Origin of the sequence: Pseudonocardia cypriaca (assembly GCF_006717045.1) — a bacterium.
In the GTDB taxonomy this organism is placed as follows: Bacteria; Actinomycetota; Actinomycetes; order Mycobacteriales; family Pseudonocardiaceae; genus Pseudonocardia; species Pseudonocardia cypriaca.
Genome location: NZ_VFPH01000003.1, coordinates 1,388,290 through 1,412,981, shown reverse-complemented (window position 1 = coordinate 1,412,981; position 24,692 = coordinate 1,388,290). Strand labels below are relative to the sequence as shown.

The following is a 24,692-nucleotide window of genomic DNA, read 5'->3' as shown; positions in this document are numbered from 1 at the left end:
GGGTGGTTGACTCGCAGACATGGACACCGGACTGAAGGGACGCACCGCCGTCGTACCCGGCGCCAGCTCCGGCCTCGGCCTCGCCGTGGCCCGCTCGCTCGCCGCCGAAGGCGCCAACGTCGTGCTGGGCGGGCGGCGCGGGGAGCTCGTGCGCGAGGAGGCCGCGAAGCTGCCGTCCGCGGTCGGGGTCGAGGTCGACCTCACCGACCCGGGCGCCACCGACGCGCTGGTCGGCGCCGCGCACGACCGCTTCGGCCCGGTCGACGTGCTCGTGCTCAACGGCGGCGGTCCCCCGCCCGGCGTGGCGGTCGACTTCACCCCCGAACAGCTCGCCGACGCCGTTGCACTGCTCGTGCAGCCGCACCAGCGACTCGTCCGGGCCGTGCTGCCGGGGATGCGCGAGCGCGGCTTCGGCCGGATCGTCGCTATCGGGTCCAGCGGTGTGCAGGCCCCGCTCGAGCGCCTCGTCGCGTCCAACGCGGCCAGGGCCGCCCTCGCGGGCTACCTGAAGACCCTCGCCGGCGAGGTCGCCGCCGACGGCGTCACCGTCAACATGGTGCTCCCGGGCCGCATCGCCACCGACCGCACCACCTCCATCGACAAGGCAGCCGCCGAACGCACCGGCACCACACCCGAGGAGGCCCGCGCCCAGTCGGAGGCGGGCATCCCGGTCGGGCGGTACGGCAACCCCGAGGAGTTCGCCGCGGTCGTGACGTTCCTGGCCAGCGCGGCGGCCTCGTACGTCACCGGGGAGCAGATCCGGTGCGACGGGGGGCTCGTGCGGGCCCACTGATCACTGGAAGTGGTGTGAGGACGACAGAAATGTCGCTCTCACACCAGTTCCAACGATCATCCTGATCCGACCACGCGGACGCCGTCGTGGGCACGCGCGGCGACACCACCGTCCAGCGCGTCCAGCACCCGGATCGCGTAGGCGGGGGCCATGTGCCGGCGAACCTCGTCTCGGTTGAACCAAGCGACACGGCGGGACTCGTCCGTCGCGATCGCCTCGCCTGCGGCCGGTCGGCAGCGGAACACCAGTGCGACGATCCCTCGCGACAGGTTCTTGTATGCCCCAGTGAGCTGCTCGACTTCGACCTGCACGCCGGTCTCCTCGGCCACCTCGCGGCGGACACCCTCGTCGAACGTCTCGTCCAGTTCGAGCACGCCACCCGGCGGCTCCCAATGGCCGTTGTCCCGGCGCTGGATCACGAGGACGCGCCCGTCGTCGCGCACCACGATTCCGGCAACACTCACGGAGTGTCTGGGCGTGCTGCCCATGTCGAGCCTTTCCTCCGACGATCAGAGACGTACCCTACGGGGCGCCTGGACGACTGGAGGTGTTGGCGTGGAGCTCGGCCGCATCGATCGGCTGAACGATCGGCCGCCATACCGGCAGATCGCCGATCATCTCCGCGCCGCGATCGACGCCGGCCAGCTCGGGCCTGGGGATCGGCTCCCCTCCGAGGCGGAGCTGAAGGAGCACTACGGCGTTGCGCGGATGACCGCCAGGCAAGCGATCCAGGAGCTGCGCACGGAGGGCCGGGTGGTCGCAGAACACGGGCGCGGAGTCTTCGTTCGGCAGCCGCCACCGGTCAGGAGGCTGGCGTCTGACCGCTTCGCGCGCGAACACCGGGAGGCGGGGAAGGCAGCCTTCCTCGCGGAGGCGGAGCGAAGCGGTTTCCGGCCACGTGTAGATCAGATCGAGGTGACCCGGGGCGAAGCACCTTCCTTCGTGCGTGAGCGCCTGCAGCTGGAAGGCGGCCTCGTGCTGAGCCGATCTCGGCGCTACTTCGCGGACGACCGCCCGGTCGAGCTCGCAGTGTCATATCTGCCGCTCGAGATCGCAGAAGGCACTGCGATCGCGGAGACCGACACCGGCCCTGGAGGCGTGTACGCCCGGCTGGAAGAGGCCGGGTACACCCTCGAGCGATTCGTAGAAGAGGTCACTGCTCGTATGCCGACGTCCGAGGAGCGAAGCCGCCTCGAACTGCAGGCGGGCGTGCCGGTGATCGTGGTCCTCCGCACTGCCTATGACAGCGCAGGTCGATCAGTAGAGGTGTGCGACACCGTCAAGGCTGCTCCCGCATTCATCCTCGAATACGAGATCAAGGCACGCTGACCTCGTTGCATCTGCCCCAGGGAGGCGGTAGCGTGGCGCTACTCCCCTAGACAACCAGGCAGCCAGCGAAGGTGAGTGTTCGGCGTGGCCAACGACGAGGTTGACGACCACCTGGTAGCTCGACGGACCTTCGCCGCCGCGGTGGCTTTCATGGCCGCGCAACCGGGTGGTCCAGAACGAACTCTCGCGCTCCACCGCCGCCGCCCGGACGGCTACTGCACCGGATGCGTGCACACCCTCGCGCACTGGCCGTGCACCGTCGCCCGCATCGCCCTTTGCGCGGTCGCCGGGCACAACTGATCGTCGGACCCACCCCGTACGGTCCTCGCGTGGCTCCCCGAGGCAGCAGGTCCCGTCCCACGAAACGCCGCCCGGAACCTCCCGACCTCCCCGACGAGTTCGCCGCGGCACCCGGCGAGGTCGAGGGCGGTGACCTGTGGGACTGTGTCGAGGCGGGCGCCGAGGTGCAGGTGCCCGAGCGCGTCGCCGACCTGCGGATCCAGGAGAGTCGGTGGGTGGGGGGCGACCTCACCGGCGTGCGCTTCACCGGCCTGGAGTGCCGCGACGTGGAGTTCGTCCACTGCGACCTGTCCGGGGCGAGGTTGGAGGAGGCCGTCCTCACGCGGGTCGTCTTCACCGACTGCCGGCTCACCGGCACCGCCTTCGACGGGGCGCAGCTCACGGACGTCCACATCAGCGACAGCACCGCCGACCTCGCCGGTCTCCGGATGACGAAGGCGCGGTTCCTCCTCGTCGAGAACACCTCGCTGCGCGGCGCCGACTTCTACGAGTTCGACGGCGAGCACTGCGCGCTGCTCGGGTGCGACCTTGGCGAGGCGAGCTTCGACACGGCTCGGCTGCGGGAGACGGACCTGCACGGGTCCACCGTCGACGACGTCCGCGGCGTGCTGTCCCTGCGCGGCACGCGGATCAGCCCCGACCAGATCGTCCCGCTGGCCGGCGGCCTGCTCGACGCGCTGGGCATCCAGGTGACGGAGCGCCCAGCAGGCTGAGGTCGGAGGGCCGACCGAGCGGCTTCACAGACCCAGCCCGGACTTCACAAAGGGCGGGCCCTGTGTGAAGCCCGGACCGGGTTTGTGAAGTCGCTGCCCGGCGGCCCGGAATCAGCCGCGGCCCAGGAACGGCATGGTCGTGGCCGTGATCGTCAGGAACGGGATGTTCGCGTCCAGGGGCAGCCGGGCCATGAGGAGCACGGCCTCGGCCACGTGGACCGGGTCGAACGTCGGCTCGGGGCGGACGCTGCCGTCGGCCTGCCGCGCACCCACGGAGATGCCGGCGGTCATGTCGGTGGCGGCGTTGCCGATGTCGATCTGCCCGCACGCGATGTCGTAGGCGCGCCCGTCGAGCGCGATGGACTTGGTCAGGCCGGTGAGGGCGTGTTTGGTGGCCGTGTACGCGGCGCTGCCAGGGCGCGGCACGTGCGCGGAGATGGAACCGTTGTTGATGATCCGCCCACCCTGCGGGCGCTGGGCGCGCATCGCGGCGAAGGCCTCGCGGGCGCAGAGGAAGGCGCCGGTCAGGTTGGTGGCCACGGTTGACGACCAGTCCTCGACCGCGATCTCGTCGACGCTGCCGGACGGGCCGAACGTGCCTGCGTTGTTCATCAGCAGGTCGACCCGGCCCCAGCGCTGCCGCACCTCGGCGAAGAGGTGCGCCACCGAGGCGGGGTCGCCGACGTCGGTGGGCACGACGAGCGCCGACTCGCGGCCGCCCGCGGTCTCCTCCAGCGCCTCCGCCCGGCGCCCGGCGAGCGCCACGCGGTAGCCCGCGTCGAGCAGGGTGGTCGCCACCACCCTCCCGAGTCCCGAGCCAGCACCCGTCACCACTGCCACGTCGCCGTCCGTCACGAGGGACATGATCCCAGGCGCGCCACCACGCATCCGGCCCGTCCGCTCGCCAGCTCGGCGACGTGCCGCTCGACGGCCGTGAACCCGCCGTCCTCGAGGAGGCGGGCGAGCCGGTCGACGGTCGGCTCGGTGGTCGCGGGGTCGAGCGGCTGGAACGGCAGCGCGAACCGGCCACCCGGCGCGAGGTGCGCACGCACGATCGCGAGCTCCCGGCGCGGGTCGCCGCGCAGGAGCACCGGGACGTGGATCGCGAAGGCGAGATCGAACCGGGCGTCGCCGAGATCGGCTTCGTGCAGCGCCGCCACCTGGAACGCCGCCCGCCCCGCGGCCACGTGCGCGGCGTTGCGGCGGCTCGCCGCCTCGATCATCTTGGCGGACCGGTCGATGCCGAGGACCCTCCCGCCGTCGAGCCGCTCGCACACCAGCGACACGGCCACCCCGTGCCCGCACCCGATCTCGAGCACCCGGTCGCCGGGTTGCACGCCCAGCGTCCCGACCGCCCAGACCAACCGCTCCGCCGCAGCCGCCACGCGTGGAAGCATGGCATCGTGCGCCAGCTGACCAGGATCGCCTCTGCCGACGACGTCGCCGTCGACGACCTGCGCATCATCGAGCGCACCAGGAACTGGACGGCGCCCGTGCACACGCCCGCCCACCAGCTCGTCTTCGTGCGGCGCGGCACGTTCGGGCTCCGGCTGCGCAGCTCGGAGGCCACGGTCGACCCGGTGTCCGCGTTCGTGGGACGGCCCGGCGACGAGCAGAGCATCGCCCACCTGCCGGGCCGCGAGGACGCCTGCACCGTGGTCTCGCTCGGTCCGCGGCTCGCGGCGGAGCTCCTGCCACGGCGGTTGCCTGCCACCCTGCGCACCTCGGGCCGGGTGGACATGGCGCACCGTGCGCTGCTCGCGAGGGCTCGCCACGGCGCGGACGGGTTCGAGCTCGCCGAGCGGGTGGTGCGGCTCGCCGAGGGCCTGCTCGACGGCCCCGTCCGGGCGCCGGCGCGCAGCGGCACCCCGTCCCACCGTCGGCTCGCCGGAGTGGCCCGCGAGCTGCTGGTCACCGATCCGGCGTTCGACCGGCTGGACCGCCTCGCCCGCATGCTCGGGGTCTCCCGGTCGCACCTCTCCCGGGTGTTCCGCGCGGAGACCGGCGAGACGCTCACCCGGTTCCGGAACCGGCTGCGGGTGCGGGCCGCGCTCGACCGGCTGGCCGACGGCGACCGGGATCTCGCCGGCCTCGCCGCCGATCTCGGGTTCGCCGACCACGCGCACCTCACCCGGGCGGTGCGGGCCGAGGTGGGCGACCCGCCGAGCCGGGTGCGGCGCCTGCTGGCGGGCGAGCACGAATCGTCAAGCCGCGGGGCCGGGAACGGCAGACGATCAGGCAATGATCATGCGAATCTGGAGCGCCCGCACGTCCGGTGATCCCCGCGCCTACGAGCAGGAGTTCAGCGCACACGTGCTCGACGCGCTGGGCGGGCTCGCCGGTTTCCGCGGCGCCTACCTGCTGCGCCGGTCGCACGGAACCGGCACCGAGCTCGTCACGCTGACGCTGTTCGACTCGCTCGCCGACGTGCGCCGCTTCGCGGGGCCGGACGTCGACGCGGCGAACGTCTCCCCCGCCGCCCGCGCCGTGCTCGACGACGTGGACGAGCGGGTGCGCCACTACACGGTGGTCAGCGCACCTACTCCTCCGTGAGCGACAGCGCCCCGGACGGGCAGTTCGCCACGGCGTCGCGGGCGGCGACGACATCGGCGGGGTGCTCGTCGAGCACGACCACGATGCCGTCGTCGTCCTGGTCGAACACCGCGCCCGCCGTGAGGACGCACAGCCCCGCGCCGATGCAGACGTCGCGGTCCGCGTGCACTTCGACACCGGCCACCAGGTCCCCCTTCACCACGTCACCTGCAGTGATGTCAGACCGTAGATGATGCTGAAGCTGCGGAACGTCGCGGTGCCGGGCACCTCGGCCAGCCCGGGGAACCGCTGCAGCAGGGCCGGGAAGCCGATCTTCATCTCCATCCGGGCGAGCGGCGCTCCGAGGCAGTGGTGGACGCCGTGGCCGAACGCCACGTGGCCGACGCCGCCGCGCGTGACGTCGAGCCGGTCGGGGTCGGTGCGCAGCTCCGGGTCGCGGTTGGCGGTGGGCAGCGCGCACATGACGAGATCGCCCGCCGCGATCGGCTGCCTGGCGATCTCGGTGTCGACGGTGGCCATCTTGGCGGTTCCGGTGTGCACGATCGTGAGCCAGCGCAGCAGCTCCTCAACGGCCGAGTCGACGCGGTCGGGCTCGTCCCGGACGATCGCGAGCTGGGCCGGGTGGCGCAGCAGGGCGAGGGTGCCCAGCCCGAGCATGTTGGCCGTGGTCTCGTGCCCGGCGATCAGCAGCAGCGACGCGATCCCGGCGAGCTCGTCGGCGGTGAGGTCGTGGCCGTGTTCGCGCACCAGCATGCCGAGCATGTCCTCGCCCGGCTCCGCCTGCGCCCGCGCCACGAGCTCGGCCATGTACGCCCGCGACTCCTTCCCCGCCTCGAGCCGATCCTCCATCGGGACGCGCAGGTCGAGCTGCCGGTGGGTGCGTTCCTGGAACGCCGCCCGGTCGGCGTACGGCACCCCGAGGAGCTCGCAGATCACCAGCGACGGCACCGGCAGGGCGAACTCCGCCAACAGGTCGGCAGGCGGCCCGTGGCGCTCCATCGCGTCCAGGTGCTCGTGGACGATCTCCCGGATCCGCGGCTCCAGCCTGCGCATCCGCCGCACCGTGAACTCCGGTGTGAGCATCCGGCGCAGTCGGGTGTGGTCCGGCGGGTCGGCGGCGAGCAGGTTCCCCGCCAGCTGCCGCGCCCGTTCCTCCGGGGTCACGGGTGGGAGCCCCGGCGGGCGGCCCGCCTCCTGCAGGCGGGCGTTGCTGAAGCGCACCGGATCGCTCAGCACCTCACGGACGTCCGCGAACCGGGTGACGAGCCAGGCCTGCATGCCGAATGCGGTGCGGATCCGCTCGATGCCCTTGCCGTCCCGCAGTTCGGCCAGCACGGGCACGGGGTCGAATCCGTTGCGCTGCATGTGGACGGGCAGCGTTGGCGGTGCTGTCACCGGACCTCCCGACGGCGCGCGCCCACGCGGCACGCTCCCGTGAGAGACGACGGACACCCACCTCCGGGTTCCGCGCGGCCTCAGCAACCCCTCAGTCGACCATGGCGGGTCCGCCGCCCGCCGGCGCGCCGCTCGGCCTGCGGAGGAAGAGGGCGAGCACGACGGCGGCGCCCGTCATGATCGTGGTGATGAACATGACGTCGTCGAGCGCCGAGACGTAGACCTGCGTGGACGTCTGCTGGTAGATCGCCATCGTGCCCAGCACCTGACCCGAGGCGCCGGGGCCGAGCGACGGCATCATGTCCGGGCTGACCAGTCCGGCCCGGTCGGCTCCCAGCTGGGCCTGCTGGATGGTCATGAAGGCGGTGAGCGCGGCCAACCCGAGTGCCGCCGAGACCCGTTGGGTGACGTTGTTGAACGCGCTCGCCGAGCCGACGAGCGCGGGCGGCACGGCCGAGATCCCGTTCGTCATGATCGGCATCATGCACATCCCCGTGCCGAGGGCACGGAGGCAGAGCAGCGCGATGATCTCACCCTCGGACGTGACGGCCGTCAGGTCCTGCATCAGGTAGCCGGCCAAGGTCATGATCAACAGCCCGACGACCGCGGGAACCCGCGCCCCGATCCGGTCGTAGACCTGCCCGGCGATCGGCATGAGCACCGCCATGACGAGCGCCTGCGGCATGAGCAGGAGCCCCGCCTCGAACGCCCCGAGCCCGCGCGCCGACTGCAGGTAGACCGGGATGTAGAAGAGCACCGAGAACAGGCCGACCGAGAGCACCGAGATCAGCAGCAGCGAGTTGGTGTACGCCCACACCCCGAACACCCGCACGTCGAGCAGCGGGTTCTCGACCGTGTTCTCGATGACCACGAACAGCGCGAGGCACAGGAGCCCGAGCAGGATCAGGATCACCGTGGGGTAGGCCGTCCACCCCCACGACTGCCCCTCGGAGAGCGCGAGCAGCAGCGACGACAGCCCGGTGGCGATCGTGAGGAAACCGAGCAGGTCGAAGCGCCCGGCCGGTCGCCCGGCGAAGGGCGGGAGCAGGAGGAAGGCCGCGATCGCACCGAGGATGCCGATCGGGACGTTGATGAAGAAGATCAGCCGCCAGTCGACGTACTCGACCAGGTAGCCACCGAGCGTGGGGCCGACGGCGGGCGCGACGACGACGCCGAGCCCGTAGATGCCCATCGCGCTGCCGATCTTCTCCTTGGGCACGATCTGGTAGAGCATCGAGAGGCTCACGACCGGCAGCACGCCGCCCGGGATGGCCTGGATCACCCGGAACGCGATCATGCTGTCCAGGTCCCACGCGACGCCGCAGAGCGCCGATCCCGCGGCGAAGGCCAGCAGCGACACGATGTAGAGCCGGGTCTGCCCGACCCGGTTGGCGAGCCACGAGCTGATCGGCACGATCACGCCGAGCACCAGCGTGTAGGACGTGGCGATCCACTCGATGTCGTCGGCGGTGACCCCGAAGACGTTCTGCATCTTCGGGATCGCCACGTTGACGATGCTCGTGTCGAGCACCGACATGAACATCCCGGAGACGAGCACGACGAGGGGGAGCAGCCACCCCCCGCCTGCCGCGGGCGCCTCCGCGCGGGGGGCTGCCGCCTGCGTCACCGCCTAGTTCTTTCTAATGTTCACGGTGACGTTCATGCCGGGCACGATCCCGAGACCGTCCGGGTTCGCGATGTCGATCTTCACCGGGATCACCTGGGTGACCTTCTGGAAGTTGCCCGACGTGTTCGACTCCGGGAACACGGAGAAGACGCCGGCCGCGCCGCCCTGCACCTCGCGGACCGTGCCCCGGAACGTGTGGCCCGGGAACGCGTCGACGTCGATGTCCACGAGCTGGCCGGGACGGACGTCGTCGATGTCGGTCTCGTCGACGCGCGCCGTGACGAAGATCTTGGAGAAGTCGTAGGCGACGGCCAGCTCGGTGCCCGCCGTGACGTACGTGCCCTCGACCGCGTTGTTGATCGCGACGGTGCCGTTGGCCGGGGCCCGCACCGGCATCTCCGGCTGGACGAACGCACCCTGGATCCGGATCCGGCCCACGACGTGGTCCTGCTCGAGCTGCGCACCCTGCGAGGCCCGCCAGTCGATCACCGTGCCGCTGGTGGGTGCGTTCACGGAGATCTTGTCGCCGTCGATCTGCGCGTTGTCGGTGCTGACGTAGTTCTGGGCGTCGATGAAGTACCAGGTGGTGATCCCCCCGCCGGCCAGCACCGCGATCGCGAGGATCACGATCAGGGCGATCCTCGTGCCCTTCGACATCTTCCGCTTCGGCTTCGGCTCGGCGGCGTCGCTCGCCGCCGTGTTGGCGGCGGCGTTCGTGGTGTCGCTGGGCTTGCCGTCGGTGCTGCCGTTGCTCACCGCGACCGGCTCTGTGATCGGACCATCAGACATCGACCGACTCCCCTCCGACCTCGAGTATCCGCTCGTTCATCGCGCGGCCGGCAACACGACCTGCTGCCCCTCCCGCAGGCCGGAGAGCACCTGCGTGCGGTCCGCGCCCACCTTGCCCGCCTCGAACGGCACCGCCTTCTGGGTGCCGTCGGAGTCCACGACGGTCACGGTGGGACGGCCGTTCTCCTGGCGCACCGCCCCGTTCGGCACGGTGAGCACGTTGTCGAGCTCCTCCGTGACCACGGTGGCGCGCACCGTCTGCCCGTCCTTGATCCGCGGGTCGGACTTCTGCACGACCATCGTCGCGTAGTAGGTGACCACCCCGGAGATGGCGGTTCCGGTCGGGGCGACCGACAGCACCGTGCCGTCGAGCGTCACGTCCGGGACCGCGTCGACCGAGATCCGCACCTTCTGGTTCGGCTGGATCGTGGCCGCGTCCGCCTCGTTGAACGGGACGACCACCTGGAACGCGTCGATGTTGTCGAGCACCAGGAACTGCGTGCCGCCGGGCCGGGCGGGGTTGGCGCCGATCCCGGCCGCCGCCTGTGCCCCCGACGCGGAGTCGACGCCGGGGATGCTCGCGCCGCTCCCGGGGGCGAGGGAGCTGGTGCCGCTGCTCGGCGCCAGGTACTCCCCCACCACGCCGTTGATCGCCGAGACGGTGGCGGCCACCGGGGCGCGCAGGGTCGCGTTGTCGACGTCGCGCTGCGCGGCGGCCACGGCCGCCTGCTGGCTCACCACGGAGCCGCGCTGCTCCTCGATGTCGAAGGGGCGGTCCGACCGCGCCGAGTTCGCGTTGTTGCGGGCGTTCACCACGCCCTGCTCCGCGTTTGCGATCGAGAGCTCGCCGCTGGCCTTCGTGTTGTCGCGCGACTTCTTCGCGGAGTCGACGGCGTTCTCGCTGACCACGACCTGCTGCCTGGCCGACGTCACGGCCTGCTTGCTCGCCGGGATGTTGCTGCAGGCGGGGTTGCTCACCGTCACGAGCGACTGCGACGAGCTGCTCGACCCGGACGTGGTGCTGTCCTCGTCGTCGGAGTCCTCGCTGCCCTCGGCCTTGCGACTGCTCGACGAGTCGTCTCCACACGCCCGCTCGTCGGCCTCGAGCTTGTCCTTGGCCTTCTCGAGCGCCTTCTTGTCGATGGCGAGCTTCCGCTCGGCGTTGTCGATCTCCTGCTCGGCGGCGTCGAGCGACTCGTCGGCCTGCTTGCGCGTCTTGTCCAGGATCTCCTGCGCCTGGGCGAGGGTGTCCCTCGCGCCCGCGGCGACCGGGGAGTTGATCAGCCGGTCGAGCGCGGCCTGCTGCGACCTCAGCTGACCCTGCTGCTGTTCGAGGGCCTGGCGCAGCGCGAAGTCGTCGATCGTGGCGAGCACCTGGCCCGGCTCGACGCGGTCGCCGACCTTCACGAAGACGTTGGTGAGCTGACCGCCGTTCGGGAAGCCCATGTTCTGCTGGCTCGCAGCGCTCATCGACCCGGTGGCCGACACGCCGCTGGTCACAGCGGCTCGCTGGACCGTCGCGGTGTTCGGCCTCGAGGGTTCCTCACTCGTGCACGAGGCCAACAGCAGGACAACCAGCGCACCGCATCCGGCCACACCGATCCGCCGCAGCCGTCCAGTCGGCACCAGCCGCCCGTTCATCCGCTGCACGCTCCCCTCCCGAAGATGCGGCACAATCACCACGCTCTGGAAACGAGAGAGCAGTCTCGCAGATACCGTTTCCCTCGATCGAGTGACCCCGATCATGCGAGAGTGACGGCCCTGATAATTTGCTGAGACCGGAAGGGCGGACGTGGTAGACGACCAGCAGCCGCGACTGCGGGCCGACGCGCGCCGCAACCGCGACCGTATCGTCGCTGCCGCCAAGACGTGGTTCGCCACGCACGGCCCCGACGCGCCCACCGAGGAAATCGCCCGATCGGCTGGCGTCGCCACGGGCACCCTGTACCGGCACTTCGCCGACCGGGAGGCCCTGATCAGGGCGGTGGCGGTGAACAACTTCGAGAACGCGTTCGCGGAGGCGGACGCAGCCGTCGCCGAGGAAGCCTCGGCATGGGACGCACTCGTGCGCATCCTGCGCCAGTCGCAGGAGCTACGGCTGTCGTTCCGGCTACTGACGGCCTACCCGCACGTGCACGCGGTCCTCAAGAAGGAGCGGGACGTCGACCGGTCCCGCCGGCACATGGTCGGCCTGCTCGACCTGGTCGTGCGCAGGGCGCAGGCCGAGGGCACGCTGCGCACGGACGTCGGCACCGGCGACGTCGCCGTGATGTTCGCGCTGCTCGCCCAGCCCCTGTCCATCGATTGGACCGCGCCGGCGCAGCTCGCGTCCGAGCGCTGCATGGCGCTGCTCCTGGAGAGCCTCAGGGCGGACGGGCCGCACGTCACGCTCCCCGGGCAGGCGATCTGGTCCGAACACCTCACCCACGGCTGAGCCGATCAGGCGGCCGGGAGGCGGGACCGTTCTCCGGGGCCGATCTCCGGGTGGTCGACGGCGGGATCCCAGCCGAGGTCCGCCGTCGCTCGCGCCGTGGAGTAGAACCCCGCGTTCCCCTCCATCGGCGTGCGCAGCGGCACGCCCGGGTACCAACGCGCGGCGAGCTCGGCGCTGGGGGTGCCGGTGATCGTGCGGTCGGCGACGACGTGGTAGACGGCGTGGCCCGGCGTCGGGCGGAGCAGGGCGAGCAGGCAGGCGGCCGCCGCCGCGTCGAAGCTCACCCAGCCCCACAGGTCCTTGCGGGCCCGCCCGTCGTCCGGCCCACGCGAGGTCGCCGCTTCCGCGTCGTCGCGCAGGCCGTGCAGTCGCAGTGCGGAGAACGCCACACCCGGCCGACGCCGCGCGAACGCCGCCGACTGCTGCTCCACGACCCACTTGGAGAGGCTGTACGCGTCCTCGGCGTAGGTGGGGTGGTCCTCGTCCACCGGGAAGTAGTCGTAGCGCGGATCGGCGCTGTAGACGCCGCCGATCGCGTTGATGCTCGACGCAAGGCAGACACCCTCGAGCCCGTGCTCCTCGGCCGCCACCAGGACGTGGTAGGTGCCGTTCACGTTGACCCGGTGGACCTCCGGCTCCGGGTACCGGGGATGCACGAGCCCGCCCAGGTGGATCACGCCCTGGGCGCCGGCGAGCGCGGCCCTGGCCTCGTCCAGGTCGGTGAGGTCGGCGGCCCGCCACTCCACCCGTCCAGCCGGCTCACCCGTCGCGCCGGGCAGGTCGGTCGCGACGACCTCGTGCCCGGCGCGCAGGGCCCGGGCGACGACGTGCCGGCCGAGCCGGCCCGCCGCGCCCGTCACTGCTATCCGCATCAGTTCCCTAGCTCCACAGGCGGTCGTGGGAGAACTCGCCGTCCCAGTGGGTGGTCTCGGCGAAGAACACCGGGTCGCGCGGGTCGAGCTGCTGCCGGAACAGCTCCTCGTTGATCTCGCCGAACCCGAGGCCGGGGGTGTCGGGCACCGTGATGTACCCGTCCTGGATCAGCGGCCGGGGCAGGCCGGTGACCAGGTCGCTCCAGAACGGCACGTCGGCGGCGTGGTGCTCGAGGGCCAGGAAGTTCTCGGTGGCCGCGGCGAGGTGCACGCACGCCATCGTCGCGATCGGCGATGCCGCGAGGTGCAGGGCCATGGCGATGCCCTTCTCCTGCGCGTAGTCGCCGAGGCGCTTGGTCTCGGCGATCCCACCGGAGGTGGCCGGGTCCGGGTGCACGACGCGGATGGCGCCCGCATCGAGCAGCGGCTTGAAGTTCTCGGTGAGGTAGATGTCCTCGCCCGTGCAGGTGGGCACCGCCACGGCCTCGGTGAGCTGGCGCCACTGGTCGGTGTACTGCCAGGGGATCAGGTCCTCGATCCAGGCCAGCGTGAACGGTTCGAGCGCCCGCCCGATCCGGATGCACGAGTCGATGGCGATGTGGCCGAAGTGGTCGGCCGCGAGCGCCACGTCGTAGCCGACGATCGACCGCACGGTGTCGACGTAGCTCGCCAGGTGCTCGACGCCCTTCGGCGTGACCTGGATGCCGGTGAACGGGTGCATCGTGGAGACGTCGTCCCGGGATCCGGCCGGGGCGATCAGCGCGCCGGGCACGTCCCACAGCAGGGAGATGCCCACGTCCATCTTGAGCATGGTGAAGCCGCGGCGCTTGCGCTCCAGCAGCCGCTCGCCCATCTCGTGCGGGTCGAGCAGCGACGGCGTGTCGGCGTAGCACCGCACGGTGTCGCGGAACTTGCCGCCCACCAGCGCGTACGCCGGCACCCCGTACGCCTTGCCCGCCAGGTCCATCAGCGCCATCTCGATGCCGGACACGCCGCCGCCCTGGCGGCCGTGGTGCCCGAACTGCTTGATCTTGCGGAAGACCTTGTCGAGGTTGCAGGGGTTCTCCCCGACGATCCGGCTCTTCAACACGAGCGCGTAGCTGGCGCTGGCCTGGTCGCGCACCTCGCCGTAGCCGACGAGCCCCTGGTTCGTGTCGATCCGGATGATCGAGGAGCGGAACGGCACGCCGTGCAGGTTCGCCACCCGCACGTCGGTGATCCGCAGGTCGCTCGGCCGCGACGCGGTGCTGACGTACTCCTCGCTGACGGTGCTGGTGCTGGTACTGGTGCTCACGCATTCTCCTTGCGCCACTGCTGGAAGTCGGCCTCGATGTCGTCCGCCCAGGTCGGGACGTCGATCTGGGCGCTGGTGTAGCGCCGCTCGGACAGGCGCTGCTTGCCGAACACGTCGCGGATGCGGGTGTCCTCACTGGTGGCCGCCACCTCGGCGGCGAGGTGGGCGGGGATCACGGCGACGCCGGTCGGGGTGCCGAGGATGACGTCGCCGGGCAGCACGGTGGCACCGCCGATGCGGATCGGGATGTTGATCCCGGCCAGCGTGACACCGCGGATCGGTGTGGGGTCGACGTCGCGGTGGAAGATGTTGACCTCACCCGGGAGCTTCTGCAGACCCTGCAGGTCGCGGATGCCGCCGTCGATCACCGCACCTACGCCGGTGCGCGAGGCCACGGCCGTGCCGAGGTTGTCGCCGACCACGGTGCCCTCGACCACCTTGCCGAAGATGTCGACGACCATGACGTCGCCGCTCTCGAGGGTCTCGATCACCCACGAGTTCTGGCGGTCGCCCTCCAGGTGCCCCTCGCGGGCGCCGGCCGCGACCACGACGGCGTCGTAGTCGGGCCGGTGCGGCAGGAACTGCGCGGTCACCGCCCGCCCGACGATCACGGTGCCGGGGTGCGTCTCACGCCAGCCCCCCGCGAACTGGCGCACGTACCCGGCCTGGAACAGGTGGCCCCACGCCTCCTCGGTGGTGGCGAGCTTCAGGGTCGCCAGCACGTCGTCGGGTACGCGAGGCCGGCCCGAGCCGAAGCGCTCACCGGTCCATGCCGCGGTGAGCTCCTCGAGATCGTCCTTGCCGGGATGGATGCGCACTTCCGCTTCGCCTTCTTCCTGCTATACGAGTTCGGTCATTCCCTGGACGGTGGTCATGAGGAGCGGCGCGTAGCCGAGCAGCTCGGCGCGGTCGACCGCGAACGTCACGGTCGAGATGCTGACCCCGCCGCGGGGCCGTCCGGCGCGGTCGAGGATGGCCGCGCCGAGGCAGCGCACGGTGGCCTCGTTCTCCTCGTTGTCGACGGCGTAACCGCGCTCGCGGATCGCGGCGAGCTCGGCGTGCAGGGCCGGCAGGTCGGTGATCGTGGCCGGCGTCCTGGCCGGCATTCCGGCGGAGGCCATGACGGCGTGCACCTCGGCGGCGGGCAGGTGGGCGAGGATCGCCTTGCCGATCGCCGTGCAGTGCAGCATGAGCTGGTTGCCCACCCGCGACCGCATCTCGTACGGCTTGTCGCTGTCGACCTTGTGCAGGTAGACGGCGTGGTCACCGACCCGGACCGCGAGGTGCACCGTGTTGCCGCCCGCACCCTCCTGCAGCCGGCGCAGGGCGGGCCCCGCGCCGGCCGACATCACCGACACGATCCGCGCGCCGAGCCCGGACAGCCGGCCCCCCACGCCGTAGCGCCCGTCGCCGCAGTTCTCCGCGAACCCCTCGGCGGTGAGCGTGGCCAGCACGCGGTACGCCGTGGAGCGCGGTACCGCCGCGCGCTCGGCCACGTCCATCAGCCGGTGCGGGCCGTCGGGCACGGCGAGCGCCTCCAGGATCCGCATGGCCTTCTCCACGGACGTCCCGGCCGCGCTGGCCCGCCCCCTGCGAACCGGCTGTACCGATGACGCTGAAGTCATCCCTTCACGGCACCCGCTGTCAGACCCTCGGTCAGGAACCGCTGCCCGAAGGCGTACATGAGCACCACGGGGATGCTGATCAGCAGCGAGGCCGCCGCCAGCTGGCCCTGTGGCACGACGTCGCCGAAGATCATCGACTGCATGCCGACCGGCAAGGTCTTGTAGTCGTCGCGGGTGATGAAGACGAACGCGAAGAGGAACTCGTTCCACGCGTTGGTGAGCGTGAACAGGGCGACCGCCAGCAACCCCGGCTTCGCCAGCGGCAGCACGATCCGGACGAACGCACCGAACCGCGTGCAGCCGTCGACGAGCGCCGACTCCTCCAGGTCGGCCGGGATCGACTTGAAGTAGCCGACGAGCAGCCACGTGGCGAACGGCAGCGTGAACGTCGGGTACGTGATCACCAGCGACCAGAGCGAGTCGTTCAGCCGGACGCCGCTCATCATCTGGTACAGCGGGATGAACAGCAGCGCACCCGGCATCACGTAGGTGAGCAGGATCGTCACCGTGAAGCTCTCCGAGCCGCGGAACTTCAGGCGCGCCAGCGCGTAGCCGGCGAGCGCGGCGCACACCAGCGCGATCAGGGTGGACGCCACGGCCACCAGCACCGTGTTGACGTACCAGGTGCCGAACGCCCGGCCGGAGAAGAGGTTCGTGAACTGCTCGGTGCTCCACGGGGTGGGCCACAGGTCGTCGGTGCGCATGACGATCTGGGCGTCGGACTTGAACGCCGTGACCGTCATCCAGTAGAGCGGGGCGAGCACGAACCCGAGCAACCCGACGAGCGCGACCCCCGAGCCGACCCCGTTGACCAGGCGCGCCGCCACGCTGTTGCCCCGCGCGGCCAGCGTGGAGACGACCCGCCCGATCACCGCTGCGAGCAGCACGAACACGCCCAGTACGAGCGCGGCCTTCCACACGATGTGCGGTGAGGCCCAGATCAGCAGCAGCGTCGAGACGGCGACGACGACCCACGGCATCGCCTTGCGCTGCGCCGGGGTGAGCCGGCTGCGCCCGAGGTCGGCCGTGCCGGGCCCGTCGCTGCGGCGCATCATCCGAACCAGGATGACCACGAGGATGCCGATGATCGGCAGCATCACCAGTGTGACCGCGGCACCGGCGCCCTCCTGCAGCTGCTGGATGGCCTTGGAGTAGGCCACCATCACGTACGGCGCGGTGGCGTCACCGGGCCCGCCCTGGGTCATCAGCCAGATCAGGTCGAAGTTGTTGAACGTCCAGATGGACGACAGCAACACCGTCACGATCATGACGTGGCGCAGTCCGGGCAGGGTGACGTGCCGGAAGCGCTGCCACGGGGTGGCGCCGTCCACCATGGCCGCCTCGTACAGCGTGCTGTCGATCGCCTTGAGCCCGGCGAGGAAGGTCACCGTGAAGAACGGGATGCCCTTCCAGACGTTGACCAGGATGACCGCCGGCATCGCGAGCGCGGGGTCGGACAGCCACTCGGCAGGCCAACTGTCGACGAGCCCGATCGCGGCGAGCATCGGCCCGATCCCGGAGTCGGTGAGCACCACGTTGACGCTGCCGAAGATCGGGTCGAACAGCGAGCGCCACGTGAACGCGGTGACGACCGTCGGCACCACCCACGGCAGCAGGATGATGCCGGCGATGACCGCCCGGCCCTTGCGCATGTGGTGCAGCATCAGCGCCGCGATGAGGCCGAGCGTGACCTTGAAGATCTCGGCGTACGCGGTGAAGACGAACGAGTTGAGCACACCGGTGTGGAACACGGGATCGTCGACGAGCGCGGTGTAGTTGTCCAGCCCGACGAACACCGTGTCCGCGCCGTGCCGCTCGGTGGTGCTGGTGACGATCGAGCTGACGATCGGGAACAGGATCAGCGCCGCGATGAGCAGCCCGGCGGGCGCGAGGAAGGCCGTGGCGAGCCGCCAGTCGCGCCCGAGCATCCGCTGGAGGCCGCTGAGCGAGGACGCCGGCGCGGCCGCCGAGGGGGTCGGGGACGGCCGCGGGCGCAGCACGGTCACTGCTTGTAGCCCTGCTGCTCGAAGATCTGGACCATGCGGTCGTGGGTGGTGGCCACGGCCTCGGCCGGGGCGGTGCCCTGGACCACCGCCTGCATCATGTCCGTGAGCAGGTAGGCGGCCACGGCGGCCTGCTCGCCGGGGCTCGGGGGCTGCGGGAACGCGTAGCCGGTGGCGGTGGTCAACGGGATCGGCGTCTTGGTCTGTTCGCGGATCGCCGCGTAGGCCGGGTCACCGTCGGTGTAGTACGGGTCGGAGTCCCACACCTTCTCCCACGAGGGGTTCACCAGGCACGGCGCACCCTTCGCGACGCCGAGCAGGGCCGAGCCGCTGACCATGAACTTCGCGACCTGCTTGGCCAGGTCGGGGTTCTTCGCCCCCTTGAACACGACGAACGAGTTCGACGAGCCGAAGGCGATCGGGGTGTCGGTGGCCGGACCGATGGCCCCGTTGAACGGGTGGGTGTTCGCGTAGACCGGGTTGCCCTTGGTCTTCGAGTCGGCGTAGATGCTGTACTGGTTGTTGGTGACGCCGATGATGCCCGCGAGCCAGTTCTCGTTGTTGCCGGTGTCGGTCCAGCTCGCGATCCCGGGCGGCAGCATTGGCTCGTACTTCGGGTTCGTGTAGATGTCGCCGATGAACGTGACGGCCTCGACGGTCTCGGGCGAGTTGAAGACCACCTTCTGCCCGGTGTTGTCAGCGATCGCCCCGCCGTAGCAGTTGATGACGGACTCGATGAACCCGTTGGCGTCGCCGGAGCGGTTGATCGTGATGCCCCACCCGAAACGCCGCTTCGCCGGGTCCGAGACCGCCAGCGCGTTGTCGCGCAGCTCCTCCCACGTGTAGGTGGACTTGATCGGGAGCCCCTTCTCCGCGTACCAGTCCTTCCGCAGGAACATCCCGGCAGCGATGAAGTGGTAGGGGATCGCGAACCAGCGCCCGTTGAACACGCAGAAGTTGCTGGCTTCCGTCGCCGGCTCGCCGTAGAGGGCCTTCATCTCCTCGACCACGTCGGTGACGTCCTCGAGGTCACCGAGGTTCTGCAGCTGGCCGACGAACCGCTCGTCGTTCATGAAGGCCAGGTCCCGGGTGGTGCCGGCCCTCACCTCGGCGTCCATCTTCGCGACCATGTCGCCGGCGTCGCCCGACACCAGGTCGTTCTGGACGGTGGTGCCGGTGGCCTGCGCGAAGGCCTGGAGTGACCGGTCGAGGGCCTGGTTGGCGGCCTCGGAGTACAGCTTCTGCGAGAGCATGCCCACCGAGCCGCCGCGGTAGGGCGCCGCGGCGTCCAGGATCGCCTGCGGGACCTGCACCTCCACCGGCGGGGCGGCCGGTGGGCCACCGCCACAGGCGGTGAGCCCCACAGCGCCGAGCGCGCTCATCCCCAGGAACTTCCGCCTCGACCACTCGGGTCCGGTCCGCAGTGCCATGACCACTCCTCCCACGTCCCCGCACTGGGACGCGTACCGACGGGGCAACGGTGCAACCGACGGGAGCATCCGTTTCTCTTAGCGAAACGGAATGCCACGTAGTGCGACGGCGGTCACACTAGGGGGACGCCCGGTCGGGTGTCAACGCTCACAGACCGGATATTTCGCGCTCACCGGGAAGGCCGTCGAACAGGCCCTCGGCGCCGAGGGGGCGCCACAGCGGCACCCCGCCCTCGCGGGGGGTGTCGAGCGGGACGACGGCGGCCTGCTCGGCCGAGTCGAGCGCCGCGAGGACGATCCGCATGTTGGCCACGCTCTGCGCGATCGTGCCCACGACGGGGCGGCCGTGCTGCACGGCGTCGGCGAAGTCGCAGAGCTCGCCGTAGTAGCCGTTGTCGATCCCGCGGAAGACGGCCGTGGTCGTCGTGCCGTCCGCGCGCGTGAGCGTCACCCGCCGCTCGGCCTCCGGCCCGGACAGCACGAGCACGCCCTCCGTGCCGTAGAGGCGCATGTCGTTCGGCTCCGGCGGCACGGGCACCTCGGAGTAGCAGGCCGTGTAGTTGCCGATCGCGCCGGAGGCGAACGTCAGGTTCAGGGCGAGGTCCGACGGCGAGTCGATCGTGCTGTTGGCCCACTGCACGGCCCCGTGCACCCGTACCGCCTCGCCGCAGAGCATGCGGATCTGCGCGATGTCGTGCACGCCTGCGTCGAGGTGGACCCCGCCGCGGTACTCGGGCCGGCGTCGCCACGGCGTGCCGTTGAACCGGCCCTCGCGCGGCACCATCTGCCCGGCGCGCCGGTACGCCATCAGGTGCAGCTTGCCGATCGCACCGTCGTCGAGCAGGGCGCGGGCGTGGCGGATGTCGTCGCGGTAGAAGTAGTTCTCGCCGACGAGCACGATCCGGTCGGGGAACTCGCCCTCGAAGTCGAGGAACGCCCTGGCCTGCTCCTCGTCGGTGCCGGTCGGCTTCTCGCAGAGCAGGTGCTTGCCGGCGAGCAGCGCGTCACGGGCGATCCCGTACAGCACCGGGATCGGCACCGAGACCAGTACCGCGTCGACGTCGTCGCGGGCCAGCAGGTCGCGGTGGTCGGTGTGGTGACGCGACCCGTCGAGCCCGCTGTACGCGGCGAACCGCGCCGCCTGCTCGGGTGACGGGTCGGCGAACGCCGTGACGACGAAGCGGTCGGGCATCCGGCGCAGCGCGGGCCAGTGCAGCTGCTCGACGGCCAGCCCGGTGCCGATCACGCCCAGCCGGATCGGAGCCTCGTTCACTGCCAATGCTGTCCCGTCCTCGTCGTCGGTTCCGGAATTCGTCGGGCGGCGTGCCGCTCGGCCGCTACTGGCTGCTGACGTCCCTCGCGGGCCCGTCCCACTCGCCGGCCGCACGCTTGGTCTGCTGCTCCTTCGCCGCGAGGATCGCGGAGTTCTTCAGCAGGTGGGCACGCATGACCTCGCGCGCCGCGTCCGGGTCGCGCGCCTCGAGCGCCGCGTAGACCTGCGCGTGCGCCTCGGTGGCGAGGTGCAGGCTGTCCGGGCTGCCCTGGTTGGTGACCCGGCGGCTGGCGGTGCCCAGCCAGCGGGCCGAGTACATGATCCGGTCGAGGATCCGGTTGTTCGCGGCCCGGCAGATCTCCATGTGGAACTCGTGGTCGACCTCGAGGTAGGCCTCGGGATCGTCCTCCAGCCCCGCCATCCGGTCGAGCTCGGCGCGGAGGCGGGCCAATGTCTCGTCGGTGATGCTGGCGGCCGCCATCGCCGCCAGCTCCGGCTCCAGCAGCACCCGCACCTGGAGCAGCTCCTGCAGCAGCTCGTCGACGAGCTCCTCGGGCAGCCACTCGACCAGCAGGGGGCTCAGGTAGTCCCACTCGGCGCGCGGCCGGACCGTGACCCGCCGCCCCTGCGCGATGTCCACGATGTCGAGCGACGCGAGGATCTTGAGCGTCTCGCGCGCCACGACCCGGGAGACCCCGAACTCGCGGGAGATGTCCAGCTCGGACGGTGCCCTGCCCTCGCTGATCTCACCGCTGACGATGCGTCGGGTCAGGTGGGCCGCCACCTGCACCGGGAGAGTCCGGACCTTGACAGCGTCCGCGGACTCTTGTCTCCTGTGCATGTCATCAGCTTATAGGACAAGTTGTCATCCTCAACCCCCCACCAGCGAAAACTCCTGGTCCGCGGGAAGAGGAGTTCCGCCCTGGCGGTCCATCACCGCCATCCCTGCCAGCGCCGGCGACCCGAGGGGGCGAGCACCGTGGACACGAGGCTCGAGTTCCTCGCCCGCGTCCGGACCGACGACGGGTTCGAGGTCGCCGACCCGCGCGAGCAGGCCCACGTGGGCCGCCCGGAGCTATCGACAAGGGCAGGTGAAAGACCTCGACGAGGAGGTTTCCATGGGAGGTGCGCACGATGTCTAGTGCCCTTAGCAGGCGCCGGTTCCTCGGTGGCTCGCTCGCGCTCGCCGCAGGCGCGGCGGCCACGCCGCTGCTCGCCGCGTGCGGCGGTGGCGAGTCCGGCGGGAACGTCACGGAGATCAACGCCCTGCTGATCACGGGCGGGGACCGCTACCCCGCCTACTGGGAGAAGGTCACGTCCGCGTTCAAGCAGCAGACCGGGATCACGGTCAAGTACGACCTGCTCCAGTTCACGCCGCTCACGTCCAAGGAGATCACGCTCGCCGCCGCGCGCAGCACGCAGTACGACGTCTACAGCACCCACACCGCGCAGATCGGCGCGTTCTTCCCCCACTTCGAGCCGCTCAACAACTACTTCGACACCGCCGAGCTGGCGGACTTCGTCCCCGTCGCGATCCAGTACCTGACGAACCCCGCCACCGGCGAGCTGGCCGCGATCCCGCGCAACATGGACGCGCGCACCCAATACTACCGCCGCGACCTCTACGAGGCCGCGGGCGTGCAGCCCGCGAAGACGTGGGAAGAGCTGGTGACCATCGGGCAGCAGCTCACGAGCGGCGGCAAGTTCGGCCTGGTCCTACCCGGTCAGGGCGACCCGGCCCAGCGCCAGTTCGCCGACTTCCTCTGGCAGGCGGGCGGCGAGTGGCTCGACCAGAACAACAACGTCACGTTCAACTCCCCCGCGGGCGTCGAGGCGCTCACGTTCTACCGCGACCTCATCCAGAAGTACCGGATCACGCCGTCGGACGTGGTCACCTACCAGTGGAACGAGAACTCGGCGGGCTTCACGAACGGCAGCTCCGCCGCCGTCTTCGACTGGCCGGGGGCGTTCGCGAGCTTCGGTGACCCGTCGCTGTCCACCGTGTCGCAGGGGTTCGCCACGGCACCGATGCCGAGCCACAAGACCGGCACCTCCTGCGCGATCTCGCACGCCCTCGCCATCAACAAGTACTCCCGGAACAAGGACGCCGCCGCGCAGTTCCTGCGGTTCACGGTCACCCCGGAGGCCCTGGTCGACCAGTACAAGGAGTTCAAGAACTACCCGAGCCGGGTGTCGACGGCCGACCAGGTGATCGGCCAGGCGCAGGGCATGGAGCAACAGTGGCTCTCCGACCTGCGCACCACCATCGAGAACGGCAAGGAGTGGCCGAAGGTCCCCGGCTTCGACAAGGTCTCCACGGTCGTGCAGACGGCGGTGCAGAACGCACTCAGCGACCAGATGAGCCCCCAGGCGGCGCTCGACGCGGCCGCCGAGGAGAGCACCCGGATCCTGCAGCAGGCGGGGGCGCTGCGCTGACGATGGCGACCTCCCAGTTGACCCGCCCGCGAGCGCCGGTCACCCGGCACTCGCGGGTGACACCGAAGTGGCTCACCGGCTACACGCTCGCAGCACCGGCGATCCTGCTCATGCTGGTGATCTTCCTGTACCCGCTCGGCCACTCGTTCGTCATGAGCTTCTTCCGGTGGGACCTGAACACCGCGGAGAGCCCGTTCGTCGGCCTCGGCAACTACGGCGACCTGTTCACCGGCACCTCGTTCGGCCAGACGCTGCGCAACCAGGTGGTCTTCACCGTGGCGTCGCTGGTGATCGAGGTCGTCGGCGGCATGGCGATCGCGTTGCTGCTGAACAGCAAGCTGCGCGGGCTGCGACCGGCCCGCACCCTGCTGCTGATCCCGCCGATGGTCGCGCCCGCGGTGGTCGGCCTCAACTTCCGGTGGCTGTTCAACGAGCAGTACGGACTGATCGACGGCGTGCTCGTCCGGCTCGGGCTCCCGGCGATCCCGTGGCTGTCCGACCCCGGGTGGGCGCTGGTCTCGGTGATCATCGCCAGCGCGTGGCAGAACACGCCGCTCCTGGTGCTGCTGTTCCTCGCGGGGCTACAGGCGATCCCGCGGGAGCCGCTCGAGGCGGCGGCGGTGGACGGCGCATCGGCGTGGCGCACGTTCTGGGCGATCGTGCTGCCGCTGATGCGGCCGGTCGTCGTCATCGCGTTGATGATCCGGATCATCGACCTGTTCCGGACCTTCGACGTCGTCTGGCTGATGACGCAGGGCGGGCCCGGCAACGCCTCGAACCTCCTCACCGTGGAGGCCTACAAGCTGGCGTTCCAGAGCGTCGACTTCGGCCACGCCGCGGCCGTGTCGTACGTGGCCCTGGTCATGTCCCTCCTCGTCCTCGCGCTCCTCTACGGGATCCCGCGGCTCACCGCACGGAGGTCGGCATGGCAGGCATGACCCTCGATAGGACCCCGAGGCCGACGCCGGTCCGCCCGCGCCGCACGGGCGCCAGCGCGGGTCTCGTGGCGCGCTACGTCGTGCTCGTGCTGGTGGTCCTGCTGTCCATCTTCCCGCTGGTCTGGCTGCTGCTCACGTCCCTGCGCACCTCGGACGAGCTGTTCGCGGTGCCGGTCCAGCTGCTGCCGAGCACGGTGACGCTCGACCAGTACGTCACCGTCTTCACCGAGTACGAGATGGCCGACTACGTCTGGAACTCGATCGTCGTCTCGCTCGCGACGGTGGCGCTGGTGATGGTGCTCGCGCTGCCGTGCGCGTACGTCCTCGCCCGGTTCCGGCTGCCCGGGGTCAAGGTCCTGATCACGGTGCTGCTGATCATGCGGATGATCCCGGTGATCGCACTCGCCATCCCGCTGTTCGCGGTGTTCTCCCAGATCGGCCTGCTGGACTCGGTGCTCGGGCTCGTCCTGACGCACGCGGCCTCGAAGCTGCCGGTTGCGATCTGGCTGCTCATGGCGTTCATCCAGGACCTGCCGAAGGAGATCGAGGAGTCGGCCGAGATCGACGGCGCGGGGGTGGTCCGCAAGCTCGTGTTCGTCGTCGCCCCGCTGATCGGCCCCGGGCTCGCGGCCAGCGCGGTGCTGACCTTCCTGTTCACGTGGAACGACCTGCTCATCGCGCTCACCCTGACCTCGAGCGAGGCCGCCCAGACGCTCCCGGTCGGCCTCACCAACTTCGTCACCCAGTTCGGCATCGACTGGGGGCCGATGTCAGCAGCGGGCGTGCTGATGGTCGTCCCGACCCTGCTCTTCGTCTGGTTCGCCCAGGGCTATCTCGTCAAGGGGCTCGTCGCGGGCGCGGTCCGTGGTTGAGCACCGTTTCGCCGAA

The 24,692-nt window shown here is 70.7% G+C and carries 26 protein-coding genes; 10 read left to right on the top strand and 16 right to left on the bottom strand.

All coding sequences use genetic code 11. The features are described from left to right. Positions 1-19 precede the first annotated feature (19 nt). A complete protein-coding gene (locus FB388_RS38325; RefSeq protein WP_142107516.1) occupies positions 20-793 on the top strand; it encodes an SDR family oxidoreductase in 774 nt (257 codons plus the stop codon). A gap of 56 nt (positions 794-849) precedes the next feature. Here FB388_RS38325 and FB388_RS38320 read toward each other — a convergent pair whose 3' ends face one another. Then, the gene (locus tag FB388_RS38320) at positions 850-1,257 is read right to left on the bottom strand and encodes an NUDIX hydrolase (RefSeq protein ID WP_246122821.1); all 408 of its coding nucleotides are present in this window, start codon (positions 1,255-1,257) and stop codon (positions 850-852) included. A gap of 91 nt (positions 1,258-1,348) precedes the next feature. Here FB388_RS38320 and FB388_RS38315 point away from each other — a divergent pair, with 91 nt between their 5' ends. The 3 genes from FB388_RS38315 to FB388_RS38305 all read left to right on the top strand — a co-directional run bounded on the left by FB388_RS38315 (position 1,349) and on the right by FB388_RS38305 (position 3,135). After that, positions 1,349-2,122 carry a GntR family transcriptional regulator gene (locus tag FB388_RS38315; RefSeq protein WP_211362475.1) on the top strand — a complete coding sequence of 258 codons (774 nt, stop codon included), beginning with the start codon at positions 1,349-1,351 and terminating at the stop codon, positions 2,120-2,122. A gap of 84 nt (positions 2,123-2,206) precedes the next feature. Next, complete coding sequence (locus FB388_RS38310) at positions 2,207-2,422, top strand: hypothetical protein (RefSeq protein ID WP_142107514.1); 216 nt, start codon at positions 2,207-2,209, stop codon at positions 2,420-2,422. 29 nt (positions 2,423-2,451) lie between these two features. After that, positions 2,452-3,135 (top strand): pentapeptide repeat-containing protein, encoded by a 684-nt coding sequence (locus FB388_RS38305; protein ID WP_170226016.1) that lies wholly within the window; start codon positions 2,452-2,454, stop codon positions 3,133-3,135. 111 nt (positions 3,136-3,246) lie between these two features. On the opposite strand, the gene FB388_RS38300 is transcribed toward FB388_RS38305, so the two are convergent. Next, positions 3,247-3,999, bottom strand: coding sequence for an SDR family oxidoreductase (locus FB388_RS38300; protein WP_142107512.1), 753 nt, complete (start codon positions 3,997-3,999; stop codon positions 3,247-3,249). After that, on the bottom strand, positions 3,987-4,520 hold the full coding sequence (locus FB388_RS38295) for a class I SAM-dependent methyltransferase (protein ID WP_170226015.1): 534 nt from the start codon (positions 4,518-4,520) through the stop codon (positions 3,987-3,989). Before FB388_RS38295 ends, FB388_RS38300 begins: the two co-directional genes overlap by 13 nt. Positions 4,521-4,538: 18 nt before the next feature. On the opposite strand from FB388_RS38295, the gene FB388_RS38290 reads away from it, so the two are divergent. Together FB388_RS38290 and FB388_RS38285 are read left to right on the top strand one after the other, a co-directional pair. Beyond that, entirely contained in the window at positions 4,539-5,414 is an 876-nt protein-coding gene (locus FB388_RS38290) for a helix-turn-helix domain-containing protein (RefSeq protein ID WP_142107510.1), read from the top strand. After that, positions 5,377-5,688: an antibiotic biosynthesis monooxygenase gene (locus FB388_RS38285; protein ID WP_142107509.1), complete on the top strand. Its 312-nt coding sequence runs from the start codon at positions 5,377-5,379 to the stop codon at positions 5,686-5,688. Before FB388_RS38290 ends, FB388_RS38285 begins: the two co-directional genes overlap by 38 nt. On the opposite strand, the gene FB388_RS38280 is transcribed toward FB388_RS38285, so the two are convergent. From FB388_RS38280 to FB388_RS38260, 5 genes are all read right to left on the bottom strand, one after another. Next, positions 5,675-5,887 carry a ferredoxin gene (locus FB388_RS38280; protein ID WP_246122820.1) on the bottom strand — a complete coding sequence of 71 codons (213 nt, stop codon included), beginning with the start codon at positions 5,885-5,887 and terminating at the stop codon, positions 5,675-5,677. The genes FB388_RS38285 and FB388_RS38280 overlap by 14 nt on opposite strands. Further along, positions 5,884-7,083 carry a cytochrome P450 gene (locus FB388_RS38275; RefSeq protein WP_425468610.1) on the bottom strand — a complete coding sequence of 400 codons (1,200 nt, stop codon included), beginning with the start codon at positions 7,081-7,083 and terminating at the stop codon, positions 5,884-5,886. The genes FB388_RS38280 and FB388_RS38275 overlap by 4 nt, the downstream gene beginning before the upstream one ends. Before the next feature lie 91 nt (positions 7,084-7,174). Beyond that, positions 7,175-8,710 (bottom strand): DHA2 family efflux MFS transporter permease subunit, encoded by a 1,536-nt coding sequence (locus FB388_RS38270; protein ID WP_142107507.1) that lies wholly within the window; start codon positions 8,708-8,710, stop codon positions 7,175-7,177. Between the two features lie 3 nt (positions 8,711-8,713). Then, positions 8,714-9,499: an efflux RND transporter periplasmic adaptor subunit gene (locus tag FB388_RS38265; protein ID WP_211362474.1), complete on the bottom strand. Its 786-nt coding sequence runs from the start codon at positions 9,497-9,499 to the stop codon at positions 8,714-8,716. 36 nt (positions 9,500-9,535) lie between these two features. Next, positions 9,536-10,999: an efflux RND transporter periplasmic adaptor subunit gene (locus tag FB388_RS38260; protein ID WP_170226014.1), complete on the bottom strand. Its 1,464-nt coding sequence runs from the start codon at positions 10,997-10,999 to the stop codon at positions 9,536-9,538. 292 nt (positions 11,000-11,291) lie between these two features. Between FB388_RS38260 and FB388_RS38255 the strand changes: the two genes are divergently transcribed. Continuing rightward, a complete protein-coding gene (locus tag FB388_RS38255) occupies positions 11,292-11,933 on the top strand; it encodes a TetR/AcrR family transcriptional regulator (RefSeq protein ID WP_142107505.1) in 642 nt (213 codons plus the stop codon). Positions 11,934-11,938: 5 nt separating this feature from the next. Here the strand turns inward: FB388_RS38255 and FB388_RS38250 are convergent, their stop codons facing one another. The 8 genes from FB388_RS38250 to FB388_RS38215 form a co-directional block, all read right to left on the bottom strand. Beyond that, positions 11,939-12,805 carry an NAD-dependent epimerase/dehydratase family protein gene (locus FB388_RS38250; protein ID WP_246122818.1) on the bottom strand — a complete coding sequence of 289 codons (867 nt, stop codon included), beginning with the start codon at positions 12,803-12,805 and terminating at the stop codon, positions 11,939-11,941. Between the two features lie 7 nt (positions 12,806-12,812). Further along, a complete protein-coding gene (locus tag FB388_RS38245) occupies positions 12,813-14,099 on the bottom strand; it encodes a mandelate racemase/muconate lactonizing enzyme family protein (protein ID WP_142107504.1) in 1,287 nt (428 codons plus the stop codon). Continuing rightward, positions 14,096-14,917, bottom strand: a complete 822-nt coding sequence (locus FB388_RS38240) for an RraA family protein (RefSeq protein WP_142107503.1) — start codon at positions 14,915-14,917, stop codon at positions 14,096-14,098. Before FB388_RS38240 ends, FB388_RS38245 begins: the two co-directional genes overlap by 4 nt. A 21-nt stretch (positions 14,918-14,938) precedes the next feature. Further along, the gene (locus FB388_RS38235) at positions 14,939-15,724 is read right to left on the bottom strand and encodes an IclR family transcriptional regulator (RefSeq protein ID WP_142107502.1); all 786 of its coding nucleotides are present in this window, start codon (positions 15,722-15,724) and stop codon (positions 14,939-14,941) included. After that, on the bottom strand, positions 15,721-17,724 hold the full coding sequence (locus FB388_RS38230; RefSeq protein ID WP_246122816.1) for an ABC transporter permease: 2,004 nt from the start codon (positions 17,722-17,724) through the stop codon (positions 15,721-15,723). Before FB388_RS38230 ends, FB388_RS38235 begins: the two co-directional genes overlap by 4 nt. 2 nt (positions 17,725-17,726) lie before the next feature. Further along, positions 17,727-19,157 carry an extracellular solute-binding protein gene (locus FB388_RS38225; RefSeq protein WP_142107500.1) on the bottom strand — a complete coding sequence of 477 codons (1,431 nt, stop codon included), beginning with the start codon at positions 19,155-19,157 and terminating at the stop codon, positions 17,727-17,729. A gap of 148 nt (positions 19,158-19,305) precedes the next feature. Continuing rightward, positions 19,306-20,430, bottom strand: a complete 1,125-nt coding sequence (locus tag FB388_RS38220) for a Gfo/Idh/MocA family protein (protein ID WP_246122815.1) — start codon at positions 20,428-20,430, stop codon at positions 19,306-19,308. 64 nt (positions 20,431-20,494) lie between these two features. Further along, complete coding sequence (locus FB388_RS38215; protein WP_246122814.1) at positions 20,495-21,271, bottom strand: FadR/GntR family transcriptional regulator; 777 nt, start codon at positions 21,269-21,271, stop codon at positions 20,495-20,497. A 293-nt stretch (positions 21,272-21,564) separates the two neighbouring features. Between FB388_RS38215 and FB388_RS38210 the strand changes: the two genes are divergently transcribed. Genes FB388_RS38210 through FB388_RS38200 form a run of 3 tightly spaced genes read left to right on the top strand, consistent with a single transcriptional unit; the run spans position 21,565 to position 24,676 of the window. Beyond that, positions 21,565-22,866 carry an extracellular solute-binding protein gene (locus FB388_RS38210; RefSeq protein WP_142107498.1) on the top strand — a complete coding sequence of 434 codons (1,302 nt, stop codon included), beginning with the start codon at positions 21,565-21,567 and terminating at the stop codon, positions 22,864-22,866. Positions 22,867-22,922: 56 nt separating this feature from the next. Beyond that, the gene (locus tag FB388_RS38205) at positions 22,923-23,804 is read left to right on the top strand and encodes a carbohydrate ABC transporter permease (RefSeq protein WP_170226012.1); all 882 of its coding nucleotides are present in this window, start codon (positions 22,923-22,925) and stop codon (positions 23,802-23,804) included. Beyond that, on the top strand, positions 23,801-24,676 hold the full coding sequence (locus FB388_RS38200; protein ID WP_142107496.1) for a carbohydrate ABC transporter permease: 876 nt from the start codon (positions 23,801-23,803) through the stop codon (positions 24,674-24,676). Before FB388_RS38205 ends, FB388_RS38200 begins: the two co-directional genes overlap by 4 nt. The last annotated feature ends 16 nt before the right edge of the window (positions 24,677-24,692 follow it).

Excerpts from the sequence above, each read along its gene's own strand:
- FB388_RS38215 (WP_246122814.1), bottom strand. The coding sequence starts at position 21,271 with ATGCACAGGAGACAAGAGTCCGCGGACGCTGTCAAGGTCCGGACTCTC.
- FB388_RS38225 (WP_142107500.1), bottom strand. The coding sequence starts at position 19,157 with ATGGCACTGCGGACCGGACCCGAGTGGTCGAGGCGGAAGTTCCTGGGG.
- FB388_RS38235 (WP_142107502.1), bottom strand. The coding sequence starts at position 15,724 with ATGACTTCAGCGTCATCGGTACAGCCGGTTCGCAGGGGGCGGGCCAGC.
- FB388_RS38325 (WP_142107516.1), top strand. The coding sequence starts at position 20 with ATGGACACCGGACTGAAGGGACGCACCGCCGTCGTACCCGGCGCCAGC.
- FB388_RS38250 (WP_246122818.1), bottom strand. The coding sequence starts at position 12,805 with ATGCGGATAGCAGTGACGGGCGCGGCGGGCCGGCTCGGCCGGCACGTC.
- FB388_RS38210 (WP_142107498.1), top strand. The coding sequence starts at position 21,565 with ATGTCTAGTGCCCTTAGCAGGCGCCGGTTCCTCGGTGGCTCGCTCGCG.
- FB388_RS38265 (WP_211362474.1), bottom strand. The coding sequence starts at position 9,499 with ATGTCTGATGGTCCGATCACAGAGCCGGTCGCGGTGAGCAACGGCAGC.
- FB388_RS38285 (WP_142107509.1), top strand. The coding sequence starts at position 5,377 with ATGATCATGCGAATCTGGAGCGCCCGCACGTCCGGTGATCCCCGCGCC.
- FB388_RS38200 (WP_142107496.1), top strand. The coding sequence starts at position 23,801 with ATGACCCTCGATAGGACCCCGAGGCCGACGCCGGTCCGCCCGCGCCGC.
- FB388_RS38300 (WP_142107512.1), bottom strand. The coding sequence starts at position 3,999 with ATGTCCCTCGTGACGGACGGCGACGTGGCAGTGGTGACGGGTGCTGGC.